This is a genomic window from Paraburkholderia sp. JHI2823, from assembly GCF_038900695.1.
Lineage (GTDB): Bacteria > Pseudomonadota > Gammaproteobacteria > Burkholderiales > Burkholderiaceae > Paraburkholderia > Paraburkholderia mimosarum.
This window is the reverse complement of record NZ_JAYMRY010000005.1, coordinates 257883-284422: the sequence shown is the minus strand read 5'-3', so window position 1 is coordinate 284422 and position 26540 is coordinate 257883. Positions and strand designations below refer to the sequence as shown.

The following is a 26540-nucleotide window of genomic DNA, read 5'->3' as shown; positions in this document are numbered from 1 at the left end:
GACGGCACGCCGCCGGTCGCCGCGGGAGGCGCGATGCGCAGGAGCTGACCCACCCGGATCTTTCCGTCGGCGGGAAGCTTGTTCCAGCTGAGGAGGTCGGCGCGCCGTTGCCTGTGGGCTTTCGCGACGCCATCGAGCGTGTCGCCGGGCTTCACGCGGTAGAAGCCGGATGCGGTTTTGGCCCCCGCTCCGGTGGCGGGCAACGTCGATGCGTCAATGACCTGCGGCGGCACCGCAGTGGCGCTCACGCCGGCGTCCTCCACCGTCTCCCCGTCGGCGCTCTCGGTGGCATTCCATGGCGTAATCGTGCAGGCGCCCAAGGCGAACACAAATGTGAAGGCAAGCGCCGCGCCGAGCGCGACACGCGGGGCCGGGGCGTGCCTCGCTGCCCCACGATGCTGGCCGCGCATCGTCAAGCCCGCGGATCGGCGTCAGACGCCGTGTCCGTCCCGTTCAACGTTCCCTGCGCCAGCGCCGCGAGCGCGCCGGCGATTTCGGCTACCTTATCCAGAATTCCCATCGATGACTCTCCCGCAATGATAAAAACCGTCCGCGCCGGTGGGCGCAAGTGCGTCATCATCGTTGGTTTGCCTGGGGAAGCCGTGGTTTAGCGCGTGCGAGTTGACCTGTATCAGCGTGCGACGCATGCGGGTCTCAGGCTTTGTCACTGGCATGACAGAACACCCGCAAATTGCTGCGGAAAAGATGAAGTCGCGTGCGGGAATCGACGAACCGGGTAGCCCGTATGGCGAGCGGCTTTCTATAATGCGGGCCGCAGGATCGCAGGCGCCAGCGGGTCCTCCATCGGCCAGGAGTGCGATGGAGCCTCAGGCGCATGGCCGCCGTAACGCATAGGAGGATCAAAAGGTGTTCGACGCATTCGCAAACGACGACGACGTCCTGAACGTGCAGGGCGACGCGCTCACGCTCACGAACGGCACAACACGCGTGACGCTCGCCGGCACACTCGAACTCACGCGCGACAAGCGCGGGCTCGCCGCCGCGCTGGCGCTGAAGGCGGCGCTCGACGACGTCGTGAAGAAGCTGCAGACGGACCCGCAGCTGCCCGCGAAAGTCGCCGACGAGCCCGACCAGAAGCCGGGCGTCGTCGACAATCCGTTCAACTGAAAAACGTGCACGCGGAGGTTGATCCCCTGGGTCGACTGGAACGGCAAGGCTACTCTCGTTCGGGCATCTTCGGCCGCCATCACTCACCGTCGATGCCCTCGCTGCGCAGGGCATCGAACTGACTACACCGCGCCGAAGCCGCCGGGCGCCGCGAGCGGCGGCAGCGCCGACTCGCCGCGTATCCATGCGTGCTGCGCAAGGCTTGCCATTTCGCGGTCGCCGCGGCTGTCGCCGTAAGCGTAGAGCGTGGTGGGCGCGCGAGCGCCCCACCAGGCGCGCAGCCGCGCGACCTTCTCCGGGCCCCAGCAGTTCTCGCCCGCGAGATGGCCGGTGTAGACCCCATCGCGCCATTGAAGCTCGCTCGATAGCACAGTGCCGATGCCGACCGTCTGCGCCCACATACGCAGATAAATCGAGGGCGACGCGCTCACCAGCACCACTTCATGCCCGAGCGCCTGGTGCTCGGCCAGGCGCGCCAGCATCTCGGGGCGCAGCAGCGCGCCCAGGCGGCGCTCGACGAAGCGCCGCGCGGCGGCTTCGAGCGCCTCGTGCCGCACCGGTCCCATCGCGGCGTAGAGGAAGCGCGCCTTGGTCGGCCCGCGCGGCGACCAGCCGAGCGGGACGCCGATGAGCCAGGGCAGGCAGCGCAGCGCGGCCGCGGCGAAGCGGGCCGGCCCCGCGGCGTCGAGCACGAAGGCTCGAAAACTGTCGGACGTGGTGATGGTGCCGTCAAAGTCGAAGGCGGCGACGACGCGGTCATTCATGTAGCGTGACGAGCAAACGTGGAAGAGAAAAGCGACGCGGCGAGGCGCGGCAAACCGGCGTCATTGTCGACGCAAACGCAAGGCGGCTGCAACGTAAGGGGACGCGCATCTTGCGCTATTGACTCAATCGGTCAATATGTATTCACATGCCAGACGAATCGCCGTACCTGAATCGACCGGTGCATGTCGCATCGGCCAAGCGAAGGATTGCGAGTTCGCGCCGGTCAGCCCGACGATCATAATAATTTTGGAGCCGGAGAGACATCCATGAGAAGCCTGACCGAACAACTCACGCAGTACGCGGCCTATCACCGCGATACGCGCAACATCGGCACACATTTCATCGGCATTCCGCTCATCGTGCTCGCGCTGGCCGTGCTGCTTTCGCGCCCGGCCATCGCCCCTGGCGCGGCCGGACTGCCGGTCCCGGTCTCGCCGGCATGGCTGCTCTTCGGCGCCTCGACGATCTACTACCTCGTTCTCGACGTGCCGCTCGGCCTCATGATGGCGGTCGTCTGCGCCGCGTGCGTGGCTTTCGGCGCGTGGCTCGCGCAGCTAGGCACGGCCGCGTGGCTGGGCGGCGGCGTGGCGCTGTTCGTCTTCGGGTGGATCTTTCAGTTCGTCGGGCATATCGCGTGGGAGCATCGCAAGCCCGCTTTCGTCGACGATCTCATCGGCCTCATGATCGGACCGCTCTTCGTGCTCGCCGAAGCATTGTTCAGCATCGGCTGGCGCCCCGAATTGCGCTCGGCGATCGAGGCCAGGGTGGGGCCTACGCGCATCAATCCGCCGCGCGGGCGCGAAGCGCGGCAGTAAAGGGGGGTTGCGCGACCCTCAGCGCTCAAAGCGCACGAGCCGCGCCGCATGCACCGCCGTGAGCGCGACGGCGAGCCAGATCGGCACATAGGTCGCGAGCTGGCGAAGGCCGAGATGCTCGCCCAGCAGCGTCACCGAAACGATCACCAGCAGCACCGGCTCGACATAGCCGAGGATGCCGAACAGCGCCATCGGCAGCAGGCGGCTCGCCTTGAGGTACGACGCGAGCGCCACTGTGCTCAGCACGCCCAGCCCCGGCAGCAGCACGAAGGCGAGGAAGCGGTGCGCGTCGAGCAGCGCGAGCGAGCCGCCCGCGCGCACCTGGATCACCGCGGCGGGCACCAGCAGCACCATCTCCACGGCAAAGGTGACGAGCGAGTCCGCGTGGATCTTGCGGCGCAGGACGAAATACGGCGGGTAGCCCAGCGCGACGAGCAGCGTGGGCCACGAAAACGCGTGCGTCGCCCACAGTTCGTGCGCCACTCCCATGGCCGCGCATGCCACCGCGAACCCTTGCAGCGGCTCGAGACGCTCGTGATAGTAAAAGCGGCCCACCAGCACCATGACGAGCGGCAGCAGGAAGTAGCCCAGCGACACCTCCAGCATGCGGCCATGCAGCGGCGCCCACAGGAACACCCACAGCTGCGAGCCGAGCAGCGCGGCGCTCGCCGCCAGCGCGAGCATGGTGCGCGGTTCGCGCACCATGCGGGCGATGAGCGCGCGCAGCTGCGGCGCACGCTTGCGCAGCACCAGCAGGGCCAGCGCCCCGGGCGCAGTCCAGATCACACGCCACGCGAAAATATCGAGGCCGCCGAGCGGCGCAAGCAGCAGCGTATAGGCCGACATCAGCGCGAACAGCGCCGAAGCGCCCACGGAAAGGCCGATGCCGCGCCCGGGTTCGTACGGGTTCATCGGCATGCGCGGTTATGGCAAACGGAAAGGGAGCGTTCGGGAACGGCGCGGCGCGCGCATTGCGCCAGCGCGGGTAAAAACGTTGTCATTTGAATTGGGTATTGAATAAGGCACGAGCCGGCTAACGCGCCGGCGAGACCGCATTCTAGTCGCGTTTGGGCAGGGCGAGGCGCAGCAAACCGTTGCCGGGCAAGGCGGGCACGCGGTGTGCGCTCCCGGTGCTTCGCCGCAGCCGAACAAATTAGTCCTGCAGACCGCACCACGATGGACTAGAACGTAAGTCTCGCTGCGCCAGCCCGCCCATGCAGTAATCGGCTGGAATCCATCGCAAAAAGCGGGATCCTTTCCACCGAAGCCGCGCCCATGCGCATGCGAGCGCGCGGCTTTCCCGCCGGCCGCCGCGATCGCGACGCCGTCCCGAAGTCCAACGCCCCTGGAGCCCCGCATGACATTTTCTGCGCCCCGCCCCGCCGTTGCCGACCCCGCCCGTGCATTCGACCGATCACTCGCCCTTTCTCCCGCCGCCAGTGAATTCGCCGCCGAAGTGCGCGCGGGCCTGACGCGCTCGCCGCAAAAGGAACTGCCGTCGAAATATCTGTATGACGAAGTGGGCTCCGCCCTCTTCGAGGTGATCACCGTGCTGCCTGAATACGGCGTCACGCGCGCCGAGGAGCGTCTGCTCACGCGCTACGCGGCCGAGATCGTCGAGGCACTGCCCCGCGACGTCACCGTCGCCGAGCTTGGCAGCGGCAGCGGCCGCAAGACGCGCCGCATTCTCGAAGCGCTGTGCCGCAAGCGCCCCACCTCGTACTGTCCGATCGAGATCTCACGCACCGCGCTGCAGTTGTGCCGGCGCGAACTGGCCGACATCGAGCGCATTTCCATCGTCGGCTATGAGCGCGACTATCTCGCGGGCCTTGCCGAAGTGAGCCGCAAGCGCAAGAACGGCGAGCAGCTGTTCGTGCTCTTTCTCGGCAGCACGATCGGGAACTTCGCGCGCCTCGCGGCCACGCGCTTCCTGCGTGATATCCGCGCGATGCTGCGTCCCGGCGACTCGCTGCTGCTCGGCACGGACCTCGTGAAGCCCGTCGACACGCTGATCGCCGCGTACGACGACGCCATCGGCGCCACGGCCGCGTTCAACCTGAACCTGCTTGCGCGCATCAACCGCGAGCTCGACGCCGACTTCGACCTGCACGACTTCGAACATGTCGCGCGCTTCAATCCCGACGTGCGCAGCGTCGAAATGCATCTGCGCGCGAAGCGCGCGGTGCGCGCCCACGTGCACGCGGCGAATCTCGCCGTCGAGATCGGCGCGGGCGAGACGATCTGGACCGAGAGCAGCCACAAGTACCACGCCGACGAAATCCCGTCGATCGCCGCCGACGCAGGCTTCCAGTGCGCGCGCCAGTGGATCGGGAAGGAGTGGGGATTCGCAGAGAGCCTGCTCGCAGTGAAGTGAAGGGAATGTGAAACGAAAGAGCGGTGCGCCTTTCGCAAGGCGCACCGCTCTTTATCGGGCAAATTCAGTGCTGCTCGAAGCGTTCGTAACGCTTTTCCGTCGCGCGCTCCTCGCTCTCCACCGAACTCACGCGGGCAGCCGGTGGCCCGTGGCGCAGCCACGAGAGCATGCGGTCCACCTGGTTCGCCGTGCCCTGGATCACGGCTTCCACAGACCCGTCTTCCATGTTCGCGACGTAGCCGCGAATGCGCAACGCGTGCGCCTGGCGCACCGTCGCATGCCGAAAACCCACGCCCTGCACCGTCCCGCGCACGCGCACGTAGTACGTTTCGAGGCGCGCATCCAGATCCGGTTCGCTCATTGCTGAATCTCCTGTTCCCATGCCCGTGCATTCGTTACGGTCGGCATTGTAGACGCCAACGCGCACCCGCGCCGGGCCCGCGCCACGTACAATCCGTGCCACCTTAGCGGCGCGGCGCACTTCGCGCCGGCCGTCGAACCCGAAAGCGAACACACAATGACTGACACCTCCCGAGCCAACCGGGATCTCGTGCTGATCACCGGGGCGTCCGGTTTCGTCGGCTCGGCCGTCGCCCGCATCGCGCAGGAAAAGGGCTACGCCGTGCGCGTGCTGGTGCGCGCGACGAGCCCGCGCAAGAACCTCGAAGCGCTCGACGCCGAGATCGTCACCGGCGACATGCGCGACGCCGCCTCGATGCGCCGCGCGCTCGACGGCGTCCGCTACCTTTTCCACGTGGCCGCCGACTACCGCCTGTGGGCGCCCGATCCGCACGAAATCGAGCGCGCCAATCTCGAAGGCGCCGAAGCGACCATGCGCGCGGCGCTCGACACGGGCGTGGAGCGCATCGTCTACACGAGCAGCGTGGCGACGCTCAAGGTCACGAGTTCGGGCAACTCCGCCGACGAGACTTCGCCGCTCACGGCCGAGCAGGCGATCGGCGTGTACAAGCGCAGCAAGGTGCTCTCCGAACGCGCCGTGGAGCGCATGATCGAGCGCGACGGGCTGCCCGCCGTGATCGTCAATCCGTCCACGCCGATCGGCCCGCGCGACGTGAAGCCGACGCCCACGGGCCGCATCATCGTCGAGGCGGCGACGGGGAAGATTCCCGCGTTCGTCGACACGGGCCTGAACCTCGTGCACGTGGACGACGTGGCCAACGGGCACTTCCTTGCGCTGGAGCGCGGGCGCATCGGCGAGCGCTACATCCTCGGCGGCGAGAATCTCCCGCTGCAGCAGATGCTCGCCGACATCGCCGGCATGGTGGGCCGCAAGCCGCCCACGATCGCGCTGCCGCGCTGGCCCCTGTACCCGCTCGCGATGGGCGCGGAAGCCGTGGCGCGCTTCACGAAGCGCGAGCCGTTCGTGACCGTCGATGCGCTGAAGATGTCGAAAAACAAGATGTATTTCACGTCGGCGAAAGCGGAGCGCGAGCTGGGGTATCACGCGCGGCCGTATCGTGAAGGCTTGAAGGATGCGCTCGCGTGGTTCCGGGAGGCGGGCTATCTGGACGGCAAATGAGCGCGGCGAGGAAATTGTTACAACTTTTCTTGCAACATGCGTACAACGCCGGAAGGGCAATGCGTGCGCGCTATGGGTAAAATCGCGGGTCTTACCTGAGAAGCCCGCATGAATCTTCAAGACCAGATTGGCGTGCTCGAAGCGGGCATCGATCAGCTCCTTCAGGCCGCCGCCGTGCATGCACCGCGTGCCGATGAACGCGCCGCAGCCGCTTCCCGCCACGAATCCTCCGCTGCAACCGGCGAAGCGGCGCACGCCGCCGCGCAAGCCGAAGCCGTGGATATCGCCGACGCGGGCAATGCCTGCGCCGAAGGCGCCACGCCAGCGCAAGCCGTAGAAACTGCAAACGCAACCGTGACCGAAGCTGCAGTAGAACCCGCCGAACCCGCAGCCGACACGGCACGTCCCGCCGGCGCGCAGCCGGAGCTGCTCGTCGCGCGCCCGTCCCAGAACGAAATCACGCTGACGATCGGCGGCCAGACCGTGACGCTCAACGCGCTGCAAGTCGGTCAGATGATCGAGGAGCTGTCGAACGCGCGCGCCTCGATGCAACCGGAACCGCCGCCCGGCATTCCGCCCGGCTGGCGTTTCGCATCGACGAAGAATCCCATGATGGCCGTACAGAAGCAGTCCAACGGCGACCGGCTGCTGGTGCTGCGCCACACGGGCCACGGCTGGGTGCCGTTCACGTTCTCGCCCGATATCGTCGTGCAGATGTACATGATGCTCACGCAGCGCTAACGCGCGAGCGGATAGCACAAGAAGAAAGGGCGCCGGGGCGCCCTTTTTTGCGATTAAGCCATGCGTTGCCAGATCTTGTAGACTTCGTCGCCGTTGCGTTTGCCCACGACGAGCACCTCGACCGTTTCGCCCGCAATCGCATAGATCACACGATATTCGCCAGCATCGAGCCTGCGTTCACCCCGAGTAGCGCCACGCAATGGCTGACTGTCGTGCGGTTCGGGGTTACTCAAAAGCGCAAGAATCGCCGTAACGACCTGGCGGTACTGCTTCGCGTCAAGGCTTTGACAGGCCTTCAGCGCCTGCTTCGTCATCCTTAGGTTCATTCACCGGGTTCCTGGCATCGCGCAGGAACGTCGCAACCTCGTCATTGCTCGCAAAACCTTCCTTGCGGGCGACTTCGGCCTCGATCAGCCAAAGCTTTTCCTCCAGTTCCTGGACACGCGCACGCAGGCTTTCGAAGTCGCGCTTCGAAACCACGTAAGCCGTCAGCCGCTCGTGCCTCGTGATGCCTACCGGGCGGCCCAGGGCCTCGTCCAGAACTTCGCCGAAACGGGTCTTGGCGTCCCTCGCACTGTAAGTTACGAGGGTGTTGCTGTTCATAGCTGCCTCTCTCAGGGGAAAAATCATCGCGCTTACCGCTCCTCGCCCTGGGTCCGGCTAATTTATCGGCAAATCGAGCGACTGCGCGAATTCAGGGAGTGCCACTGGATCTCGCGCAAGGATTTGCCGGGCGGCGCCGGCCAAGGCCCGAGATGCCAGGGCGCAAAACAGAGTAGACCAAAGAAGCCATAAAAGTCAATGCGGTCCAAAGTGATCACTTTGGACCGCATTGACGGAGATCAGCGCCCCTGCACCGGCGCCTGCACACGCGCCTTCCACTGTCCGCCCTTGCCGCGCCAGAAACGCCACGCCGAGGCGAACGTCGCGCCCACGTAGAACAGAGCGACCAGCGGCAGGAACGGCGCCCATAGCGGCGAGCGCCGGTAGTAGGCGAGCATGGGCGAGTAGGCGCAGCACATCAGCGCCCAGGCGATCCACGCGGGCCAGCCCTTCGGCCCGAGCACGAGCGCCACCACGGGCGGCGCGAGATAGATCACCGTCATGCCGACGATCGTGCCCGCGAGTTGCCACGCCGAGTAGTGCAGCTGCGTGAACGCCGTGCGCGCGATCATGTTCCAGATGTCTTTCCACGAGTCGTATGGGCGCAGCGATACGCTCTTCGCGGCGACGTCGAGCCGGATCGGGTGGCGACCTTCGCCGCGATGCTTGATGCGCGCGGCCAGGCTGCAATCGTCGATCAGTTCGGCGCGGATCGACTCGATGCCGCCTGCCTCTTCGAGCGCCACGCGGCGCACCAGCATGCAGCCGCCGGCCGCGGCCGCCGTGCGGTTCTTCGGATTGTTGACCCGGGAAAACGGGTAGAGCTTCGCGAAGAAGAACACGAACGCCGGAATCAGCGCCTTTTCCCAGAACGAATCGCAGCGCAGACGCACCATCAGCGAGACGAGATCGCGGCCCTCCGCCTGCGCACGCACGACGAGTTGCGCGACGGCCTCGGGCGGGTGGCCGATGTCGGCGTCGGTGAGCAGCAGGTAGTCGGCGGGAAGCTTGAGCGTGCGCACGGCCTCGATGCCTTGCGACTGCGCCCAGACCTTGCCCGACCAGCCCGGCGGCAAAGGTCTCGCCGTGATCACGCTGAGCTTTTCCGGGCACTGCAGCGCGAGCGCGGCGGCGCGGGCGGCTTCGGCGGTGCCGTCGGTGCTGTGATCGTCGATCACGATCACGTGAAATTCGCCGCCGTAGTCCTGCTGGAGCAGCGAGCTGACGGCCTCGCCGATCGCGTCGGCCTCGTTGCGCGCCGGGACCACGGCGCACACGGCCGGCCAGCCGGCCGCCGGCTCGACGAGGGGCAGCGGCTCGGCCGGGCGCGCGCGCCAGAAGCCGCCGCGCCCGAACAGCAGGACGAGCCAGATCAGCAGCGAGAGGCAGGAGACGGCAAACAGAATGGTGGTAGTCATGCGTTATTGCTCTCGATCGCGGGTGCGCGCACGCCCACGCGGCGCGACACCCACATGGCCGCCGTGCGCAGCAGCAGCACGGCCCAGTCGGGGGCGCGCAGCACGGGCCGCGCGCGGAACACATCGTAATCGTTGCGCTCGATGACCTCGAGCATGCGCAGGCCGCCATGGACCACGCTGCACAGTTCGAGACCGCAGCGCCCCGGCACGCGCAGCGCGAGCGGCGCGCCGCTCACCATCAGCGCCCTGGCGTGCGCAATCTCATTCGCCATGAGTCCGCGCCAGGCGTCGTCCACGACGCCCGCGGCGATCTGCGGCTCCGTCACGCCGTGGCGCTGCAGGTCGGCGAGCGGCAGGTAAATGCGGCCGCGTCGCCAGTCTGCACCCACGTCCTGCAAGAAGGTGATGAGTTGCAAGGCCGTGCAGATCGCGTCGGAATCGGCAAGATTTTCGGGCGTCGCCTCGTGAATCAGGTGCAGCATGAGGCGGCCGACGGGGTTTGCCGAGCGCCGGCAATAATCGAGCAGCCCGGATCGGTCGGCATAGCGCGTGGTGTCGATATCCTGATCGAACGCCGCGACGAGATCGTAAAACGGCGCCAGCGGCAGGTGGCATTCGCGCACCACGTCCGCAAGCCTGGCGAACAGCATGGGGTGCACGCCCGCCGGACGTGCTTCGGCAACGGCGTTCAGGCCTTCCCGGAAATCGGCGAGGCGCGCGTGGCGCTCCTCGGGGCTCCAGTCGCCCTCGTCCGCGATGTCGTCGAGCGTGCGCGCGACGCGGTAGATCACGCCGACAGGCGCGCGCAGCGCCTTCGGCAGCAATACGCGCGCTACCGGAAAATCGTCGTAGTGGTCGGGTTGCATCAGGGCGTCCAGAATGGGGTCGTATCCTGCGGCGCCAGCCGGCGGGCCACGGGACGCGTTATTTTAAGGGTTCCCGGCGCATGCTGCACTGCGCAAGAGCCGCACTCGCGCTCCGTGGTATCGATCGCCACCGCGCCCCGTGGGCTTGCGCGCAGCGTGCGGGGCGCAATGTCGCGGGGCCTTTTTGGCGAAGCCTGTCGCCGCGCCTGGGCGGCCGTCGCGCGCACGCTGCACCCGTGAGGGGTCTATACAGCAAAGGAAAGGCGGAGGGGTTAAAATGCGCGTCTGGTTTTTTCTTCCGTCACCGTTTGACGGATTCTTGCATCTTAATAATTAGACAGCCGCCGGCGATCAGGTCATCTTTACCGATTCGCTCGCCTTTTGCGGCAGTCGGAGTTCGCCACCTTATGCGAGTGATCCTTGCCCAACCCCGCGGCTTTTGTGCGGGGGTTGTCCGCGCCATCGAAATCGTCGATCGCGCACTGCAGAAGCACGGCGCGCCCGTCTATGTGCGCCATGAAATCGTCCACAACCGTCACGTGGTCGAAAACCTGCGCAACAAGGGCGCGCGTTTCGTGGAAGAGCTCGACGAAGTGCCGCAAGGCGCCGTGGCGATTTTCAGTGCCCACGGCGTGGCGAAGACCGTGGAACGCGCCGCCGAGGAACGCGACCTCGACGTGCTCGACGCCACGTGCCCGCTCGTCACGAAGGTTCACGTGCAGGGCCGCCAGTACGTTGCGGCGGGCCGCACACTGATCCTGATCGGTCACGCCGGTCACCCTGAAGTGGAAGGCACGATCGGCCAGATTCCCGGCACCGTGCTGCTCGTGCAGAGCGAGGCCGATGTTTCGAAGCTCGATCTGCCGCTCGATGCGCCGCTCGCCTACGTGACGCAAACCACCCTTTCGGTGGACGACACGCGCGGCATCATCGACGCGCTGCTCGCGCGGTTCACCGACATCGTCGGCCCGGATACGCGCGACATCTGCTACGCGACGCAGAACCGCCAGGCAGCGGTGCGCGAACTGTCGGATCAGGTGGACGTGCTGCTCGTCGTGGGCGCGACGAACAGTTCGAACTCGAATCGTCTGCGCGAGATCGGCAGCGAAACGGGTGTGCCGAGCTACCTCGTCGCCGACGGGTCGGAAGTGAAGCCCGAGTGGTTCGCCAATGTGCAAACGGTCGGCATCACGGCCGGCGCATCGGCGCCCGAAGAGATGGTGGAGAACGTCATTGACGCGCTGCGCGCGTTGGGGCCTGTCGAGGTGTCGACGATGGCGGGCCGTGAAGAAAAAGTCGAATTCAAGCTGCCGGCGAAGCTCTTGCAACCGCTCGTCGCGCGCGAAGTTTAAGGAGGACACGTCTTGTCTATTCCGCTGCTACAGAAAGTCCGCGTTGGCTCGTACATCTTTCGCCAACATTTCAGCGGCAACAAGCGCTATCCGCTCGCGCTCATGCTCGAGCCGCTGTTCCGCTGCAATCTCGCCTGCAATGGCTGCGGCAAGATCGACTATCCGGATCCCATCCTGAATCAGCGTCTGTCGCTGGAAGAATGCCTCGAAGCCGTGGACGAATGCGGCGCGCCGGTCGTTTCCATCGCAGGCGGCGAGCCGCTGCTGCACAAGGAAATGCCGCAGATCGTGAAGGGCATCATGGCGCGCAAGAAGTTCGTGTATCTCTGCACGAACGCGCTGCTCATGGAAAAGAAGATGGACGACTACGAGCCGAACCCGTATTTCGTCTGGTCGGTGCACCTCGACGGCGACCGCGAAGCGCACGATCACTCGGTCTCGCAGGAAGGCGTGTACGACAAGGCCGTCGCGGCCATCAAGGAAGCCAAGCGCCGCGGCTTCCGCGTGAACATCAACTGCACGCTGTTCAACGACGCCGTGCCCGAGCGCGTGGCGAAGTTCTTCGACACGGTCGGAGAGATCGGCGTCGACGGCATCACGGTATCGCCGGGCTACGCGTACGAGCGCGCGCCGGACCAGCAGCACTTCCTGAACCGCGACAAGACCAAGAACCTGTTCCGCGAGATCTTCAAGCGCGGCAACAACGGCAAGAAGTGGTCGTTCAGCCAGTCGAGCCTGTTCCTCGACTTCCTCGCGGGCAACCAGACCTATCAGTGCACGCCGTGGGGCAACCCGGCACGCACCGTGTTCGGCTGGCAAAAGCCCTGCTACCTGGTCGGCGAAGGCTACGTGAAGACCTTCAAGGAGCTGATGGAGACGACCGAGTGGGACAAGTACGGTACGGGCAAGTATGAGAAGTGCGCGAACTGCATGGTCCACTGCGGCTTCGAAGCCACTGCCGTGCTCGACACCGTCGCCCATCCGCTGAAGGCGCTGAAGGTCGCGGTGAGCGGTCCGAAGACCGAAGGCGCGTTCGTCAAGGACATCCCGCTCGAAGGTGCGCGTCCGGCTGAATACGTGTTCTCGCGCCACGTCGAGATCAAGCTCGAAGAGATCAAGAACGCGGCCAAGACCAGGAAGCCGGCTACGGTCGCGGCAAGCTGAAGCGGCTTGCGCTGCAAAGCGGACATGCGAAAAGGGCGCAACGGTTCTGGCCGTTGCGCCCTTTGTCTTTTTCGGTGAGGCGTCGAGCGGCGCGCGCCGTTCAATGCCCCGCCGCCGGCGTCCACCGATACACCACCGCGCTCGCGCCGTTGTAGTTGTCCTTCGTCACCACATACTCGCCAGTCGAGCGCAGAAACGCGCGCAGGCCGTACATCGAATCAACGTCGTTGCCCACGTACACCGTATTCGGGCTGCTGTTGACGAACGTCGTATCGATCGCGCCGGTCGTAAGGTTGAACGCGTCGATGTTCGGCACGGTGTGCACGTAGCCCACGAACAGATAATTGCCGGCGGCCGCAATCGATTTGGGATTCGCACTCGTGAGGGTGATCACCGGGCCCGGCGCGCCCGTATTGCCGGCGAGCCAGCCGTGATAGACCTCCACGCGTGTGCCGACCGCCGTCCAGTCGGTGATGCTCGCGTCTTCTCCCGTGAGGATCATCGTGTCGCTTTCGGGCAGATAGACGATGCGCGTGAGGCGCGAGATCGTGGCTGGAACCGGCGTGGTGAGCGCCGCGCTCCAGAGCGGCTTGCCGCTTGCATCGAAGCCGGTCAGCGGGTAGTGGGTAATGGCGTTCGTCTTGTCGAGGCCCACCCAGAGATCACCCTTGCTGTCGAGGCAAAAGCCGTTGCGCGCCGGCGCCGTGGTGTTGAACGCCGAACCCGGCAGCGTGTAATCGGGAATGGCGATATATCCGCTCGCCGCGTTGAAGTGGAAGAAGTAGAAGGTATCGGGATTCTGGCCCGCGGCCACGAGAATACGCTGTCCGCTCACGCTCGCGACCTGCGCGAAATGCTCGCCGCGCGAGATGTCAGCGAGATTGATGCGCGGATCGGACGGGTACGTGATGGGATCGATGGTGTTGGCGACGAAGGTGCCGCCGGCCGTGCCCGAATAGAGGTTCGTGCCGCCGTAGAACATCGCGCCGTCGGTGGCGGGGTCCGGCGTCGCGTTGCCTTCGAAGTTCACCGCCTGGAGCTTCCAGCGCAGCGTGCCGGTGCCGTCGTATGCCTGGATGTCGGTGCCGCCGTTGCGGCCGAGGTCCCGCGAGCCGCCCCACGGATTGTTGAGCACGTACAGCGTGCCCGACGAGTCCTTGCCGATACCGGTCACGCGCGTAAAGCGCTTGTCGCCGACCTGCCCCTTGATGCCGGACGTCGTATCCAGATAGCCGCCCCTCACGCCGAACGTGCCGGCGAAGTACGGTGTGCTCGCCACGCTGTAGTTCTTGATGTTCATGTCGGGACCCGAGTCCCCGATCATCAATTGCAGGCTTTGCGAATCGAAGTACAGCGACGACGGCCGGGCACTGGATCCCAGCTGGATGGTGTTGAGAAGCTGCCCGCCGGGGCCGAACTGGAGCACGGCGCCCGCGTTTTTCTGCGCGACCCAGAGGTTGCCGCTCGCGTCCACGGCCAGCGCGCCCGGGCCGGCCACGCCGATGTCGCGTTGCCAGACGCCATCCGTGGTGTACACGCGCACGCGGTTGCCGGGGAAATCGCTTGCGTAGAGCAGCGCGCCGGATGTGGCGAGTCCGGTGACGACATCGGCGAGTTTTTCGGTCGTATCGGCGCTCACGGCGATCAGCAGATCGCGTGCGCCGCTGGCACGGTTGTAGCGTCCGACACTGCCGCTGCCATACGCGGCGTTGTACTGCATCGCGACGAACAGAGAAGTCGCGTTGCCCGTGATCGCACCGCCCTGGAAGTCGCCGTGCCCGCCGATCGAGCCGAGGCTCTGGCCGTTCTGGTAGAGGGCAACGCCACCTTCGTTTTCATCCCACATCGACGCCGTGTAGATCACGCCTTCGGGCGCGACCCACATCGAGCGGGCCGCATTGCCCACGCGAGTCGCGTTGGTGCCATAGGTATTCGCGATCCAGTCGGTGGAGTATTGCGCTTCGCAAAGCGGCGCAATCGTGGCCGTGAGGGTTGCCGCCAGCCATGCGACACCAATTCGATGAAGGATCATGAGATGTCAGTTGTTTCGCATACCTTACGGTACGAGTGTTCAAGGTGCGGTGTCGCTAACGACGACGCCAGCGGAAACAAGCGCGCAGTCCGGTCCCGGACGAACCGGATCCGTGCGCGGCGCCATGCGTCGGACAGGTGTGGAACGTTGTAAAAGTTAACGGCGTAGCGCCGCAAGAATTGAGCGCGTTTTGCTGGCGACCCGCGGCCGCGCCGATGACAGGCGAAAAAAAAAAGCGCAACGGCCTTTGCCGTCGCGCCTTGCATCGAATCGCCCAGCGAAATCTCAGCAGCACTTCCCCGCGCCCGCCCCATACCGCGCGTTTTGCCGCTCGCGGAAAAACTGCTCGTACGTCATCAGCGGGCGGTCGGGATGCGTCGCGCGCATATGCGCGACATAGCCCTCGTAGTCGGGCAGACCCACCATCAGGCGCATGGCCTGACCCAGATAGCGCCCGGCGGTCTGCACGTTGTCGCAAAGTCCCGAGAACATGATGTGCTCCGTTCAGTGGTTCGCGCGCGTTCAGTGTACGCGCTGGCTCATGACGGCCGCGCCGCCAGCCGGCATCGCTTCGTACGGCGTTTCCTGCGCGGTCGGACGGGCGATCCGGCGTGCACGCGCAATCGCGATCAGGCCATACACCACGATGCTCAGCACCACGAAGATGAAGAGGCCCGAGAGCGCGGCATCCACGTAGTCGTTGAAGACCATGCGCTGCATCTGCTCGAGCGACTTGGCGGGCGCGACGATCTTGCCTTCCGCGATTGCCGCCGAAAGCTTCTGGGCGTGCGCGACGAAGCTCACCTTCGGGTTGCTGTCGAAAATTTTCTGCCAGCCCGCCGTGAGCGTGCAGATGAGGAGCCACACGGTGGGCGTGGCGGTGACCCACGCGAACTTCTCGCGCTTCATCTTGAAGAGCACGACGGTGGCGAGCATCAGCGCGATACCGGCGAGCATCTGGTTCGAGATGCCGAAGAGCGGCCACAGCGTGTTGATGCCGCCGAGCGGATCGACCACGCCCTGGTACAGGAAGTAGCCCCAGGCGGCCACGCACAGCGCCGTGGCGATCAGGTTGGCCGGCAGCGACTCCGTGCGCTTGAGCGACGGGTGGAACGTGCCGAGCAGATCCTGCAGCATGAAGCGGCCCGCGCGCGTGCCCGCATCGACGGCGGTCAGGATGAAGAGCGCTTCGAACAGGATGGCGAAGTGATACCAGAACGCCATCATCGCCTCGCCGCCGATCACCTGGTGCAGGATCTGCGCCATCCCCACGGCCAGCGTGGGTGCGCCGCCCGCGCGCGCGACGATGGTCGTCTCGCCCACGGCCTGCGCGGTATGCGTGAGCATGTCCGGCGTGAGCATGAAGCCCCAGTGGCCCACGGTTTGAGCGACGGCGTCCGGCGTCGTGCCGAGCACGGCGAGCGGGGCGTTCATCGCAAAGTACACGCCCGGCTCGATCACCGAGGCGGCCACGAGCGCCATGATCGCGACGAACGATTCCATCAGCATCGCGCCATAACCGATGAAGCGCGCGTTGGTTTCGTTATCGAGCAGCTTGGGCGTCGTGCCCGACGAGATCAGCGCATGGAAGCCCGAGACCGAGCCGCACGCGATCGTGATGAAGAGGAACGGGAACAGGTTGCCCGACCACACCGGACCCGTGCCGTCGATGAACCGCGTGAACGCGGGCATCTTCAGTTCCGGCGCGACGATCAGAATGCCGATCGCGAGCGCGAGGATCGTGCCGATCTTGAGGAACGTCGAGAGATAGTCGCGCGGCGCGAGCAGCAGCCACACCGGCAGCACCGAAGCGACGAAGCCGTAGCCGATCAGGATCCACGTGAGCTGCGTGCCCGTGAACGTGAACCACGCGGCAAGCGCGGGCGAATCGTGCACGTGCTGGCCGAAGGCGATAGACGCCATGAGCAGCACGAAGCCGATGATCGAGATCTCGCCGATCTTGCCCGGGCGGATGTAGCGCACATAGAGGCCCATGAAGATCGCGATGGGAATCGTCGCGGCCACGGTGAACGTGCCCCACGGCGAGTTCGTGAGCGCCTTCACCACGATCAGCGCGAGCACCGCGAGAATGATGATCATGATGAGGAAGGTGCCGAACAGCGCGATCACGCCGGGCACCGGGCCCAGTTCCATCTTCACGAGGTCGCCGAGCGAGCGGCCGTCGCGGCGCGTGGAGAGGAACAGCACCACGAAGTCCTGCACGGCGCCCGCGAACACCACGCCCGCGAGAATCCACAGCATGCCGGGCATGTAGCCCATCTGCGCGGCCAGCACCGGGCCGACCAGCGGACCCGCGCCCGCGATCGCCGCGAAGTGGTGGCCGAACAGCACGAACTTGTTGGTGGGCACGTAGTCGAGCCCGTCGTTGTGGCGCACGGCCGGCGTCATGCGCAAGCCGTCCAGTTGCAGGACGGTGCTCGCGATGAAGCGGCTATAGAAGCGATACGCGATCAGATAAACGCAGACGGCGCAGATCACGATCCATAGTGCGCTGATTCGCTCGCCGTGCGCGAGCGCGATGGTGCCGAACGCGAACGCGCCAAGCAGCGCGACCAGCGTCCAGACGACAAAACTGGATGTCCGACTCATGCGGTGTCTCCGTTTATGGTTTTACTTTTGCGCCCCGTTGCGGAACCGGGCTCCGTCGCGCCGTTCACGCCGGCGCACGCACGACGCGCATTGCGCCATGTCGTGGGCGGTAGTATTCGCTTTCAGAGCGTAAGCCACAAGCGGACAACTACGTAAGTGCGCTACGTAGTATTACGTAGCAGATGCCAAATTTCGTTGCGCGCGCAACCAGCGTGGCAGGCCGCAGGCTGGGGGGCCCGTCTCAGAACGCAGCGTGGATTGCCGCCTGTCGCGCGCGCCCGGTTATCCTTGTAGATTCAGCTTCAGAACACCGCCATGCCCGCCCCATTTTTTTTCGCCGACCGCCGCCTGAAGACGAAAATCTTCCTGCTCGCGGTCGTGCCTTTCCTCGCCGCCATTGCCAGCATCGGGATCGGCGTGCGCCAGCAGGCCACGCAACTGGCGCATACCCAGCACGCGACCATGCAGAGCGCCTATCTGTCGAGCAAGGAGGACGAACTGCGTCACTACGTGGAGCTGGCAACGAGCGCCATCGCGCCGCTCTACGCGCCCGACGAAAACGCCAGCGCCGCGTTGCCCGCGCCCGCCGACGAAGCCGACCGCCAGCTCGCCGCGCTCGCCGTGCTGCAGAAGATGGACTTCGGCCCCGACGGCTACTTCTTCGTCTACGACATGCACGGGCGCTCGCTCATGCACCCGCGCGAGCCCGCGCTAGTCGGCCAGGACCTGTGGAATCTGCGCGATCCGCAAGGCGCGCTGACGATCCAGCAGTTGATCGCCGCAGCCCAGCGCGGCGGCGGCTTCGTGCGCTACATGTGGCACCGGCCGTCCACGGGCAAACTCGCGCCCAAGCTCGGCTATGTCGTGCCGCTGCCGCGCTGGGGCTGGATGATCGGCACCGGCATCTATCTCGACGATGTCGATTCGACGCTCGCGCGCATCGACGAACGCGCTTCCGCGAATATCGAGCACACCATTCAGTGGCTCGGCGTGATCGCACTCGCAGGCGTGCTCGTGATCGCGCTCGGCGCGCTCGTGCTCAACGTGAGCGAGCATCGCAGCGCCGACGCCAAGCTCAAGCGTCTCGCGCAGCAGGTGGTCGAATCGCAGGAGCAGGAGCGCGCGCGGCTCTCGCGCGAGCTGCATGACGGCATCAGCCAGATGCTCGTCTCGGTGAAGCTGCTGCTCGAATCGGCGCTCACGCGCTTCGAACGCGGCGAAACGCGCGTGCCCGCCGCCGAGGCATCGCTCGCCACCGGCCTGTCGCGCCTTTCCGATACGCTGCGCGAAGTGCGCAGCATCTCCCACGCGCTGCGCCCCTCGATGCTCGACGACCTCGGTCTCGCCGCCGCGCTGGAGCAGCTCACGCGCGAGCTGTCCGAGCAAGCGGGCATCGAGATCGGCTTCTCGCAAACCGCGCCGAAGCCGGCGAGCCGCAAGGCGCGGCCGCCCGCATTGCCGGATGCCGTCAACACGGTGCTGTTCCGGATCGCGCAGGAAGCGCTCACTAACATCGTGCGCCACGCCCACGCGGCGCGCGCCACGCTCACGCTGGAGGTCGCTGCGAGCGGCGTGACATTGAGCGTCGCCGACAATGGCCGCGGCTTCGACGTGGCGCACGCGCTGGCCGATCCGCGAGCGGGCCTCGGACTGCGCAACATGCGCGAGCGGCTGGAGTCGCTGGGCGGCCGCCTCGACATCACCTCGCAGCCCGGCCACACGCTGGTGACCGCGTGGGTGCCGGTTGTGCCGGATGTGTCGACGAATGCAGCACCCGCAGCACCCAAGGCCGCCACCGGATCAGGAACGCCGACATGACGACGACTACAAACGTGAACGACTTTGCCACGCCCGGTGCGAAGCCCGCGCGCCTTGTCCTCGTCGACGACCATCCGCTGGTGCGCGACGGCCTGCGTGCGCGTCTCGAAGCCGTGCCGGGCTTCGAGGTGGCGGGCGAAGCCGGCAACGCCGACGAAGCCATCGCGCTCGCGGCCTCGCTCGAACCCGATCTCGTGCTGATGGACGTGGGCATGACCGGCGTGAACGGCATCGCGCTCGCGGGAATCTTCCACGAGCGCTATCCGGGCATCCGCGTGCTGATGCTCTCGATGCACGACAACGTCGAGTACGTGACCGAAGCCGTGCGCGCGGGCGCGAGCGGCTATGTGCTCAAGGATTCGCCGGCCACCGAGATCATCGGCGCGATCGAGGCCGTGCTGGCCGGGCGCACGTATTTCAGCGCGGGCCTGAGCGCGCGCATGATCCAGGCGTCGGCGCGCAGCACGCCCGTGGAGCGCCTCACGCCGCGCGAGCGGGACATTCTCGACGCACTCGCGCAAGGGCTATCGAGCAAGCAGATCGCGCAGCGCGAGGGGCTTTCCGTGCGCACGGTGGAAACGCACCGGCTCAATCTCAAGCGCAAGCTCGAGATCGAAGGTCAGGCGGAGTTGATCAAGTTCGCGGTGGAGCACCGCAGGAAGTGAAGCGGGTGCGCCGGATCGACCAGCGCGCCCGCGGAGGCTCGATGCGCGTACAACCAGAGGCGATCAGCTGCGCGCGTTGTGGTCGACGAGGAACTTGATGAGCCCGTCGATGCCGCCCTTGGCGATCTGGTCGGCGAACTGCGTCTGGTAGACCTGGATCAGCCACGCACCCATCATGTTGATGTCGTAGATCTTCCAGCCGCTGGGCGTTTGCGTGAGGCGGTAGTCGATGGCGTCGTCGCCGCCGTTGCTGATGACGTGCGACTGCACCACGGTGTCCTTCGCGCCGGCCCCAGTGCTCGAAGGCAGGAACTTGAAGTTCACCTGGGTATCGCGAAGTTGCGAGAGCGACGATGCGTAAGTCTTGACGAGCAGGAGTTGAAATTGCTCATAGAGCTTCTGCTGTTGCTCGGGCGTGGCCGTCGCCCACGGTTTGCCAACGGCGATGCGCGTGGTGCGTTTGAAGTCGGTGGCGGGAACGAAATGGGTCTGGACCACTTGCGTGATCTTGTTCATGTCGCCGCCGCGCGCCTGCGGGTCGGCCTGCATCGCCTTCACGGTGCCTTCCACCGCGGCCTTGACCGTGGCATCCGGAGAAGCCTGCGCGCTCGCGGCGCCGGAAACGCCCATGAAGCAGGCGGCTACAAGAAATGCAGTCAGATAACGTTTCATACGCTCTTCTGGAACAGTGAAATTCAGGCGCCGGTACGGTGCGGTGCAGTCCGCACCCCGGCTGGGCCAGTATAACGGCTTTGGCGCATGGGCTGCCGCGGCGCCGCCGCGCGGTCCCGAGTGCGCAAGAGCCGCGCCGGGACGGACAGGGCCGGTATACTTGTGCGCTTCGCGTCAAAAAACTCAATCGACAGGGCCCCCCTCGTCTGTATGCTGAAGCCATTCATCATTAGCCTCGTCGCCTGGTCGGTTCGCCGCGCGGCGTGGGTCATCACACTTGCGATCGTGCTTGCCGTATTAAGCGGCACGTACGTAGCAAGGCATTTCAAGATCAACACCGACGTCAGCGGCCTCGTCGAGAACACTGCCGAATGGGCTGCGCTCAGCGAGGCCAAGGACAAGGCCTTCCCGCAGCGCGCGAGCTCGCTGCTCGTGGTCGTCGAAGCCGATGCGCCCGAGTTCGCCGACGCCGCCGCCGACAAGCTCGCGAAGGCCCTCGCGGCCGACTCGCGCGAGTTCAGCGCCGTGTCGCAGCCCGCGGGCGGCCCGTTCTTCCAGCACAACGGGCTGCTCTTCCCGTCCACGGCCACCGTGCTCTCGACCACGGGCCAGCTGGTCCAGGCGCGCCCGCTCGTGAACCAGCTGGCGAAAGATCCGAGCCTCACGGGCCTCGCCGGCACGCTCACCACCACGCTGCAACTGCCGCTGACAATCGGGCAGGTGAAGCTCCCGCAGATGGCGAACCTGCTCGGCAGCGCCGCCAACGTCGTCGACCAGGTGCTGGCCGGCAAACCCGCCGCATTCTCGTGGCGAGCGCTCGTCGACCCGGACGCGGCTACGAAACCCGCGTTCGCGTTCATCACCGTGCAGCCGGTGCTCAACTTCGGCGCGCTCAAGGCAGGAGCCAACGCCTCCGAGGCGATACGCGAGACCGCCGCGTCGCTCCACCTCGACACGGAATTCGGCGCGCGCGTGCGCCTCACCGGCGAACAGCCGCTCGCCGACGACGAATTCGCCTCGGTCCAGGACGGCGCCGCGCTCAACGGCGCGGTCACGTTCGTCGTGGTGCTCGTCATCCTTTGGCTCGCGCTGCGCTCGGGCAAGCTCATCGGCGCGACGCTGATCTCGCTCGTGATCGGCCTCGCGGTCACGGCTGCGCTCGGCCTCATGATGATCGGCTCGTTCAACATGCTTTCGGTCGCGTTCATGGTGCTGTTCGTGGGGCTAGGCGTCGATTTCGGCGTGCAGTTCGGCGTGAAGTATCGCGAGGAGCGCTATGGGGACGAGCGGCTCGACTGGGCACTCCTCAAGACGGCGCGCTCGATCGGCGTGCCGCTCACGCTCGCGGCGATCGCGGTTGCCGAAAGTTTCTTCTCCTTCCTGCCGACGGCCTACAGAGGCCTGTCCGAACTCGGGCAGATCGCGGGCGTGGGCATGTTCGTGGCGTACATCTGCAACATGACGGTGCTGCCGGCGCTCATCAGCGTGTTCAAGCCGAGGGGCGAGCGCGCCTCGCCTGGCTTCGCGTTTCTCGCGCCCGTAGACACGTGGCTCGCCGAGCATCGCAAGCCCGTGCTGATCGGCACGCTCATCGTCGTCGTCGGCGCGATGCCGTTGCTGCGGCATCTGCACTTCGACTTCAACCCGCTGCATCTGAAGGACCCGCATACCGAATCGATGGCGACGCTGCTCGCGCTCAAGAACTCGCCCGTCATCTCGATCAATGACGTAAGCGTGCTCGCGCCTTCGCTCGAAGCAGCCGACAAGATCGCCGCGCGGCTCTCGAAGCTGCCGGAAGTGGCGCGCGCAACCACGCTCAGCTCGCTCATACCGGACGATCAGCAGCAAAAGCTCATGCTGATTTCGAGCGCCGCGCAGCAGCTTCTGCCCGCGCTCACGCAGCAGCCGTCGTCGCCCGTGACCGACGAAGTGCGCGTGCAGACGCTCAAGCGCGCGGCCAACCAGCTCTCGCTCGCCGCGAGCGACCATCCGGGCCCGGGCGCGGCCGAGGCCAGGCATCTGTCCGATTCGCTCATGAAGCTCGCGAACGCGAGCCCGGCCACGCGCGACCGTGCGGAAACGGCGTTCAGCCTGACGCTCAAGCTGGCCTTTACACAGCTCACGCGCCTCCTGCAACCCACGGCGATCACGCGTGAAACGCTGCCGCCCGAGATGGTGCGCGACTGGGTGGCGCCGACTGGCCAGGCGATCGTGGATGTCGCGCCGCGCGTGCCGCCGGGCGTCGATCCCAACGACGACGTGATGCTGGCGCGCTTCGCGCACGCGGTGAAGGCGGCGGAGCCCAACGCCATCGGCGGCCCGATCTCGATCCTGCACTCGGCCAACGTGATCATCCTTGCGTTCTTCCAGGCGGCGGGGTGGTCGGTGCTGCTCATCACGGCGCTCCTGTGGATCACGCTGCGCAATTTCGGCGACGTGCTGCGCACGCTGATTCCGCTGCTGGTCTCGGCGCTCGTGACGCTGGAGCTGTGCGTCGTGTTCGGTATCCAGCTCAATTTCGCGAACATCATCGCGCTTCCGCTGATGCTCGGCGTCGGCGTCGCATTCAAGATCTATTTCGTGATGGCCTGGCGTGCGGGGCAAACCGGCCTGCTCCAGTCGAGCCTCACGCACGCCGTGCTCTTTTCGGCCGCGACCACGGCCACGGCGTTCGGCAGCCTGTGGCTTTCGCATCATCCGGGCACGTCGAGCATGGGCAAACTGCTCGCGCTGTCATTATTCTGTACGCTGATCGGTGCGGTGGTGTTCCAGCCGGTGCTGATGGGCAAGCCGCGCGCGAAGCGCGCAAGAGCGCAAACTCAGGGGATCGACCAATGAAGAAGAAACAAGCCGCGCTCACCATGGCAGCGGCGAGCCTGGCGCTCCTCGTGACGTCCGGTTGCGCGACGGGCCCCGACCGCAAGCCGGGCGACCCGTTCGAGCCCGCGAATCGCGCAATTTTCACGTTCAACGACAAGCTCGATACCTATATCGCGCAGCCGGTCGCGAAGGGCTATCAGAAGGTGACGCCGCAGCCGCTGCGCCAGGCGATCACCAACTTCTTCTCGAACATCGGTGACGCCGACAACTTCGCCAACAACCTGCTGCAGCTGAAGATCACCGACGCCGTCCAGGACCTCATGCGCATCGCCATGAACACGGTCTTCGGTCTGGGCGGTCTGATCGACTTTGCGACCGCGGCGGGGCTGCCCAAGCACCACCAGGACTTCGGCCTCACGATGGGGCATTACGGCATGCCGGCCGGCCCGTACCTCGTGCTGCCGCTGTTCGGACCGAGTTCGGTGCGCGACGGCATCGGCATGGCCGTGGACGTGAAGTTCAACGTCATCAATTATTTCGAGCCTGCCGTGCGCAACCCGATGTATCTCGCGCAGTTCATCAGCGCGCGCGCGGATCTGCTCGGCGCGACCGATCTGCTGCGGCAGGCGGCGCTCGACCCGTATTCGTTCGTGCGCGACGCCTACCGCCAGCAACGGGAATCGCTGATTCGCGGCTCGCGGGGCAACAACGCGCCGCTGCCCGATTACGGCGAGCCGGGCGACTCGGGTGGCGAGGGCAAGCCGAACGAGAACGGCGCGCCCAATTACGAGGATCCGGGCGAGTCGGGTGGCGCGGGAGGAGCGGCCGCGCCGAACGATGGTCTGCCGAATTACCAGGATCCGGGTGACGCGAGCACGACCGGCGCGGCTGGAACGGCTGCGGCCGCGGCCGGCGCGGGTCCTGGTGCAGCAGCGGCTGCCGGTACGGCCGGTGTAGCGGCGGCGGCTTCCGCGCCCGCTACGGCGTCGGCTCCCGTTGCGGCTTCGGCTCCTGCACCGGCTTCAGGTGTGACGGCTGCGCCGGCAACGCCCGCGTCGGCGCCGTGAAGCGGGTATGACGGCCGCCCGTACGCATACGGGCGGCGCGAAGGTGCCATTGCCGTCTAGACCAGAACGACGGTATCGCTGTATTGCGCGACCCGCCGGTCGTGCGAAATCAGTCGCAGGGGTTCGGTCAAAGCTTGCGCCACGAGGAGCCGGTCAAGCGGATCATGATGGTGCAACGGCAGCGATTCGACGGCTGTGACATGCACGGCCTCGATTGGCGGGATGCGATAACCCGCTTGCCTGAAGTAGTGCAGCGCAGCTTCCCCGGACAGAGGCATATCCCCGCGCTGCAGCATATGCTTGATCGCGATTTCCCAGATGCTCGCAGTACTAACGTAGATCGTGCTGGTTGGCGCCAGAATGAGATCGCGCGCGGCCGCAGGCAGCTTTGGACTATCCGCGATGGCCCAAAGCGCGATATGCGTGCCGAGCAGCAGCACGTTCACGCGCCGCCCCCGTTGAACAGTGCCGCGACCTCGTCGTTATGCGCATCGATATCATCGGGAACTTCAAATGCCCCTTTCGCTACCCCGATGCGCCGCTCGACTGGCGTTTCCGGTGCGAGCGGCACGAGCCGGGCGACCGGCCGGCCGCCGCGGGCAATAATGATTTCCTTTTCGCGGCCAAGTTCGACATCCTCGACGAGCCTTGAAAGCGACGACTTGGCTTCCAGCATGTTCACGTAGGTCATGGGTCTAGTCTGGCTAAGCCCTTGGATCAAGCCCGCCTGCGACAGCTCGAACGCAAAAAAACCGGCAACCTGCTCAGCTTGCCGGGCCTTTCATTCGAGCCACGTCTACCGCTCAATGCACCGAGGCATCCTCGCTCTCGGTTTCACGCGCCGCCTCGTTCGCCGCCGCGAGCGCCGTGGCGTCGGCCGCCGTCTGCACGGTCTGGCGATAGCGCTCGTACGCTTCGTCGGCGTAGCGAATCCGGTCGCGGCCATGCGGGGCGGGCACGCCATCGGCACCGAGGTTCACGAACACCATTCTCTCGACCGTCAGAATGCTCTTGCGCGTGATCTTGTTGCGTACTTCGGCGCGCAGCGTGATCGACGTGCGGCCGAAATGCGTCGCTTTCATGCCGAGTTCGATGATGTCGCCCTGGCGCGCCGAACTGACGAAGTTGATCTCCGACATGAACTTGGTCACCACGCGCTGGTTGTCGAGCTGGCAGATCGCGTAGATCGCCGCTTCTTCGTCGATCCAGCGAAGCAGGCTGCCGCCGAATAACGTGCCGTTTGGATTGAGGTCTTCAGGCTTGACCCACTTGCGAGTGTGAAAATTCATGGCTGGTAACTCCCGAAAATGCATTTCGCCCCCAATTCGCAGCGGCGAATCCAGGGTAAACGCGGAGATGTTACCAGAGATAAGGGTTTTCCCTAGTATTTCAATATTCCGGCCGGGTCATGCCGGGAAAAAGGCGCCCGCGGTTATCAGCGTCTGGCGCGCGGCGTTTAGCGACTGGCGCGCGGCTTTCGCATCGGCGGCCACGCGCAGCAGGCCGCCCAGTTGCGCCGGGTCGCGCGCCAGCTCGCGCAGGATCGGCAGTACGGCGGTCGTGCCGTCGTCGCGCAGTCCGGCCATGGCCGCCTTCGGCAGGCTGCGCCACGCCGGATCGACGATCGCGCGGCACACGGCGAACGGCACGCCGTGCGCGGCGGCTGCCGCCGCGGCCAGATGTGACTCCATATCGACAGCGAGCGCGCCGCACGCGCCGAACAGCGCGGCCTTGTCCGCCGCGCCGGTGAGCGGCGCGGCAACGGCCGCCTGCACGCCGCGCCGTGTCTGTGCGGCGAGCGGCGAATTCATGAGCGCATCGGCCATGCGCGCGCTCCATGCGGCGTCGGTCGGGACGCGACCGAACGGCCCGTCGATGGCATGAGCGATCACCACGGTGCCCGGTTCGAGATCCGGCGCAAGGCCGCCCGCGGTGCCGAAACTGATGATGCCCGCGGCGCCCTCCGCGAGCGCCGCCGCGAGCTCCCGTTGCAGCAGATCGGCGCGTGCGGCGTACACGGCGCGCACGCCGTCCCGGCCCTTGCCCTTGCCCGCCGCGATGCTCGCCTCGAAGGCCATGCCCGTCACCGC

Annotated in this window: 27 protein-coding genes; 11 read left to right on the top strand and 16 right to left on the bottom strand. The window is 66.1% G+C overall.

Annotation, left to right across the window (positions count from 1 at the left end; genetic code table 11):
* A partial coding sequence (locus VSR34_RS08945; protein ID WP_342962352.1) for a LysM peptidoglycan-binding domain-containing protein occupies positions 1-410 on the bottom strand: 410 nt, incomplete at its 3' end.
* 457 nt (positions 411-867) lie between these two features.
* Here VSR34_RS08945 and VSR34_RS08940 point away from each other — a divergent pair.
* Positions 868-1128, top strand: coding sequence for a hypothetical protein (locus tag VSR34_RS08940; RefSeq protein ID WP_028209818.1), 261 nt, complete (start codon positions 868-870; stop codon positions 1126-1128).
* A 122-nt stretch (positions 1129-1250) separates the two neighbouring features.
* On the opposite strand, the gene VSR34_RS08935 is transcribed toward VSR34_RS08940, so the two are convergent.
* Complete coding sequence (locus VSR34_RS08935; protein WP_028231299.1) at positions 1251-1892, bottom strand: HAD family hydrolase; 642 nt, start codon at positions 1890-1892, stop codon at positions 1251-1253.
* Between the two features lie 267 nt (positions 1893-2159).
* Here VSR34_RS08935 and VSR34_RS08930 point away from each other — a divergent pair, with 267 nt between their 5' ends.
* Positions 2160-2708, top strand: coding sequence for an Mpo1-like protein (locus VSR34_RS08930; protein WP_028231298.1), 549 nt, complete (start codon positions 2160-2162; stop codon positions 2706-2708).
* Between the two features lie 18 nt (positions 2709-2726).
* Here the strand turns inward: VSR34_RS08930 and rarD are convergent, their stop codons facing one another.
* Positions 2727-3620 (bottom strand): EamA family transporter RarD, encoded by an 894-nt coding sequence (gene rarD / locus VSR34_RS08925; RefSeq protein ID WP_028231297.1) that lies wholly within the window; start codon positions 3618-3620, stop codon positions 2727-2729.
* Positions 3621-4065: 445 nt separating this feature from the next.
* Here rarD and egtD point away from each other — a divergent pair, with 445 nt between their 5' ends.
* Positions 4066-5082 (top strand): L-histidine N(alpha)-methyltransferase, encoded by a 1017-nt coding sequence (egtD, locus tag VSR34_RS08920; protein ID WP_342962346.1) that lies wholly within the window; start codon positions 4066-4068, stop codon positions 5080-5082.
* 64 nt (positions 5083-5146) lie between these two features.
* Here the strand turns inward: egtD and VSR34_RS08915 are convergent, their stop codons facing one another.
* Positions 5147-5443, bottom strand: coding sequence for an acylphosphatase (locus VSR34_RS08915; protein WP_028209822.1), 297 nt, complete (start codon positions 5441-5443; stop codon positions 5147-5149).
* 156 nt (positions 5444-5599) lie between these two features.
* On the opposite strand from VSR34_RS08915, the gene hpnA reads away from it, so the two are divergent.
* A complete protein-coding gene (hpnA, locus tag VSR34_RS08910; RefSeq protein WP_028209823.1) occupies positions 5600-6622 on the top strand; it encodes a hopanoid-associated sugar epimerase in 1023 nt (340 codons plus the stop codon).
* 108 nt (positions 6623-6730) lie between these two features.
* Complete coding sequence (locus VSR34_RS08905; RefSeq protein WP_342962345.1) at positions 6731-7363, top strand: hypothetical protein; 633 nt, start codon at positions 6731-6733, stop codon at positions 7361-7363.
* Between the two features lie 53 nt (positions 7364-7416).
* Here the strand turns inward: VSR34_RS08905 and VSR34_RS08900 are convergent, their stop codons facing one another.
* The 4 genes from VSR34_RS08900 to hpnC form a co-directional block, all read right to left on the bottom strand.
* The gene (locus tag VSR34_RS08900; protein ID WP_202905067.1) at positions 7417-7677 is read right to left on the bottom strand and encodes a type II toxin-antitoxin system RelE/ParE family toxin; all 261 of its coding nucleotides are present in this window, start codon (positions 7675-7677) and stop codon (positions 7417-7419) included.
* On the bottom strand, positions 7640-7966 hold the full coding sequence (locus VSR34_RS08895) for a type II toxin-antitoxin system Phd/YefM family antitoxin (protein ID WP_161635532.1): 327 nt from the start codon (positions 7964-7966) through the stop codon (positions 7640-7642). The genes VSR34_RS08900 and VSR34_RS08895 overlap by 38 nt, the downstream gene beginning before the upstream one ends.
* 239 nt (positions 7967-8205) lie before the next feature.
* Positions 8206-9384 carry a glycosyltransferase gene (locus VSR34_RS08890; protein WP_028209826.1) on the bottom strand — a complete coding sequence of 393 codons (1179 nt, stop codon included), beginning with the start codon at positions 9382-9384 and terminating at the stop codon, positions 8206-8208.
* Entirely contained in the window at positions 9381-10250 is an 870-nt protein-coding gene (hpnC, locus tag VSR34_RS08885) for a squalene synthase HpnC (RefSeq protein ID WP_342962344.1), read from the bottom strand. The genes VSR34_RS08890 and hpnC overlap by 4 nt, the downstream gene beginning before the upstream one ends.
* Positions 10251-10657: 407 nt before the next feature.
* Between hpnC and ispH the strand changes: the two genes are divergently transcribed.
* Complete coding sequence (gene ispH / locus VSR34_RS08880) at positions 10658-11602, top strand: 4-hydroxy-3-methylbut-2-enyl diphosphate reductase (RefSeq protein WP_028209828.1); 945 nt, start codon at positions 10658-10660, stop codon at positions 11600-11602.
* 12 nt (positions 11603-11614) lie between these two features.
* On the top strand, positions 11615-12766 hold the full coding sequence (hpnH, locus tag VSR34_RS08875; protein ID WP_028231296.1) for an adenosyl-hopene transferase HpnH: 1152 nt from the start codon (positions 11615-11617) through the stop codon (positions 12764-12766).
* A 100-nt stretch (positions 12767-12866) separates the two neighbouring features.
* On the opposite strand, the gene VSR34_RS08870 is transcribed toward hpnH, so the two are convergent.
* The 3 genes from VSR34_RS08870 to VSR34_RS08860 all read right to left on the bottom strand — a co-directional run bounded on the left by VSR34_RS08870 (position 12867) and on the right by VSR34_RS08860 (position 17408).
* Positions 12867-14798: an SMP-30/gluconolactonase/LRE family protein gene (locus tag VSR34_RS08870; RefSeq protein ID WP_342962343.1), complete on the bottom strand. Its 1932-nt coding sequence runs from the start codon at positions 14796-14798 to the stop codon at positions 12867-12869.
* Between the two features lie 285 nt (positions 14799-15083).
* Positions 15084-15290 (bottom strand): YbdD/YjiX family protein, encoded by a 207-nt coding sequence (locus VSR34_RS08865; RefSeq protein WP_028231294.1) that lies wholly within the window; start codon positions 15288-15290, stop codon positions 15084-15086.
* A gap of 30 nt (positions 15291-15320) precedes the next feature.
* The gene (locus VSR34_RS08860) at positions 15321-17408 is read right to left on the bottom strand and encodes a carbon starvation CstA family protein (RefSeq protein WP_028209832.1); all 2088 of its coding nucleotides are present in this window, start codon (positions 17406-17408) and stop codon (positions 15321-15323) included.
* A gap of 315 nt (positions 17409-17723) precedes the next feature.
* Here VSR34_RS08860 and VSR34_RS08855 point away from each other — a divergent pair, with 315 nt between their 5' ends.
* Together VSR34_RS08855 and VSR34_RS08850 are read left to right on the top strand one after the other, a co-directional pair.
* A complete protein-coding gene (locus VSR34_RS08855; protein ID WP_342962342.1) occupies positions 17724-19226 on the top strand; it encodes a cache domain-containing protein in 1503 nt (500 codons plus the stop codon).
* The gene (locus VSR34_RS08850; protein WP_042288483.1) at positions 19223-19891 is read left to right on the top strand and encodes a response regulator transcription factor; all 669 of its coding nucleotides are present in this window, start codon (positions 19223-19225) and stop codon (positions 19889-19891) included. Before VSR34_RS08855 ends, VSR34_RS08850 begins: the two co-directional genes overlap by 4 nt.
* 63 nt (positions 19892-19954) lie before the next feature.
* Here VSR34_RS08850 and VSR34_RS08845 read toward each other — a convergent pair whose 3' ends face one another.
* A complete protein-coding gene (locus VSR34_RS08845; protein WP_028209835.1) occupies positions 19955-20563 on the bottom strand; it encodes an ABC transporter substrate-binding protein in 609 nt (202 codons plus the stop codon).
* Between the two features lie 210 nt (positions 20564-20773).
* Between VSR34_RS08845 and VSR34_RS08840 the strand changes: the two genes are divergently transcribed.
* Both VSR34_RS08840 and VSR34_RS08835 read left to right on the top strand, forming a co-directional pair.
* Complete coding sequence (locus VSR34_RS08840; protein ID WP_028209836.1) at positions 20774-23401, top strand: MMPL family transporter; 2628 nt, start codon at positions 20774-20776, stop codon at positions 23399-23401.
* The gene (locus VSR34_RS08835; RefSeq protein ID WP_342962341.1) at positions 23398-24450 is read left to right on the top strand and encodes a VacJ family lipoprotein; all 1053 of its coding nucleotides are present in this window, start codon (positions 23398-23400) and stop codon (positions 24448-24450) included. Before VSR34_RS08840 ends, VSR34_RS08835 begins: the two co-directional genes overlap by 4 nt.
* A gap of 56 nt (positions 24451-24506) precedes the next feature.
* On the opposite strand, the gene VSR34_RS08830 is transcribed toward VSR34_RS08835, so the two are convergent.
* The 4 genes from VSR34_RS08830 to VSR34_RS08815 form a co-directional block, all read right to left on the bottom strand.
* Positions 24507-24896: a type II toxin-antitoxin system VapC family toxin gene (locus VSR34_RS08830; protein ID WP_342962340.1), complete on the bottom strand. Its 390-nt coding sequence runs from the start codon at positions 24894-24896 to the stop codon at positions 24507-24509.
* Positions 24893-25141 carry a type II toxin-antitoxin system Phd/YefM family antitoxin gene (locus VSR34_RS08825; protein WP_028209839.1) on the bottom strand — a complete coding sequence of 83 codons (249 nt, stop codon included), beginning with the start codon at positions 25139-25141 and terminating at the stop codon, positions 24893-24895. The genes VSR34_RS08830 and VSR34_RS08825 overlap by 4 nt, the downstream gene beginning before the upstream one ends.
* A gap of 112 nt (positions 25142-25253) precedes the next feature.
* Positions 25254-25739: a hotdog domain-containing protein gene (locus VSR34_RS08820; RefSeq protein ID WP_028209840.1), complete on the bottom strand. Its 486-nt coding sequence runs from the start codon at positions 25737-25739 to the stop codon at positions 25254-25256.
* A gap of 117 nt (positions 25740-25856) precedes the next feature.
* Complete coding sequence (locus VSR34_RS08815) at positions 25857-26528, bottom strand: phosphorylase (RefSeq protein WP_051390734.1); 672 nt, start codon at positions 26526-26528, stop codon at positions 25857-25859.
* Positions 26529-26540 lie beyond the last annotated feature (12 nt).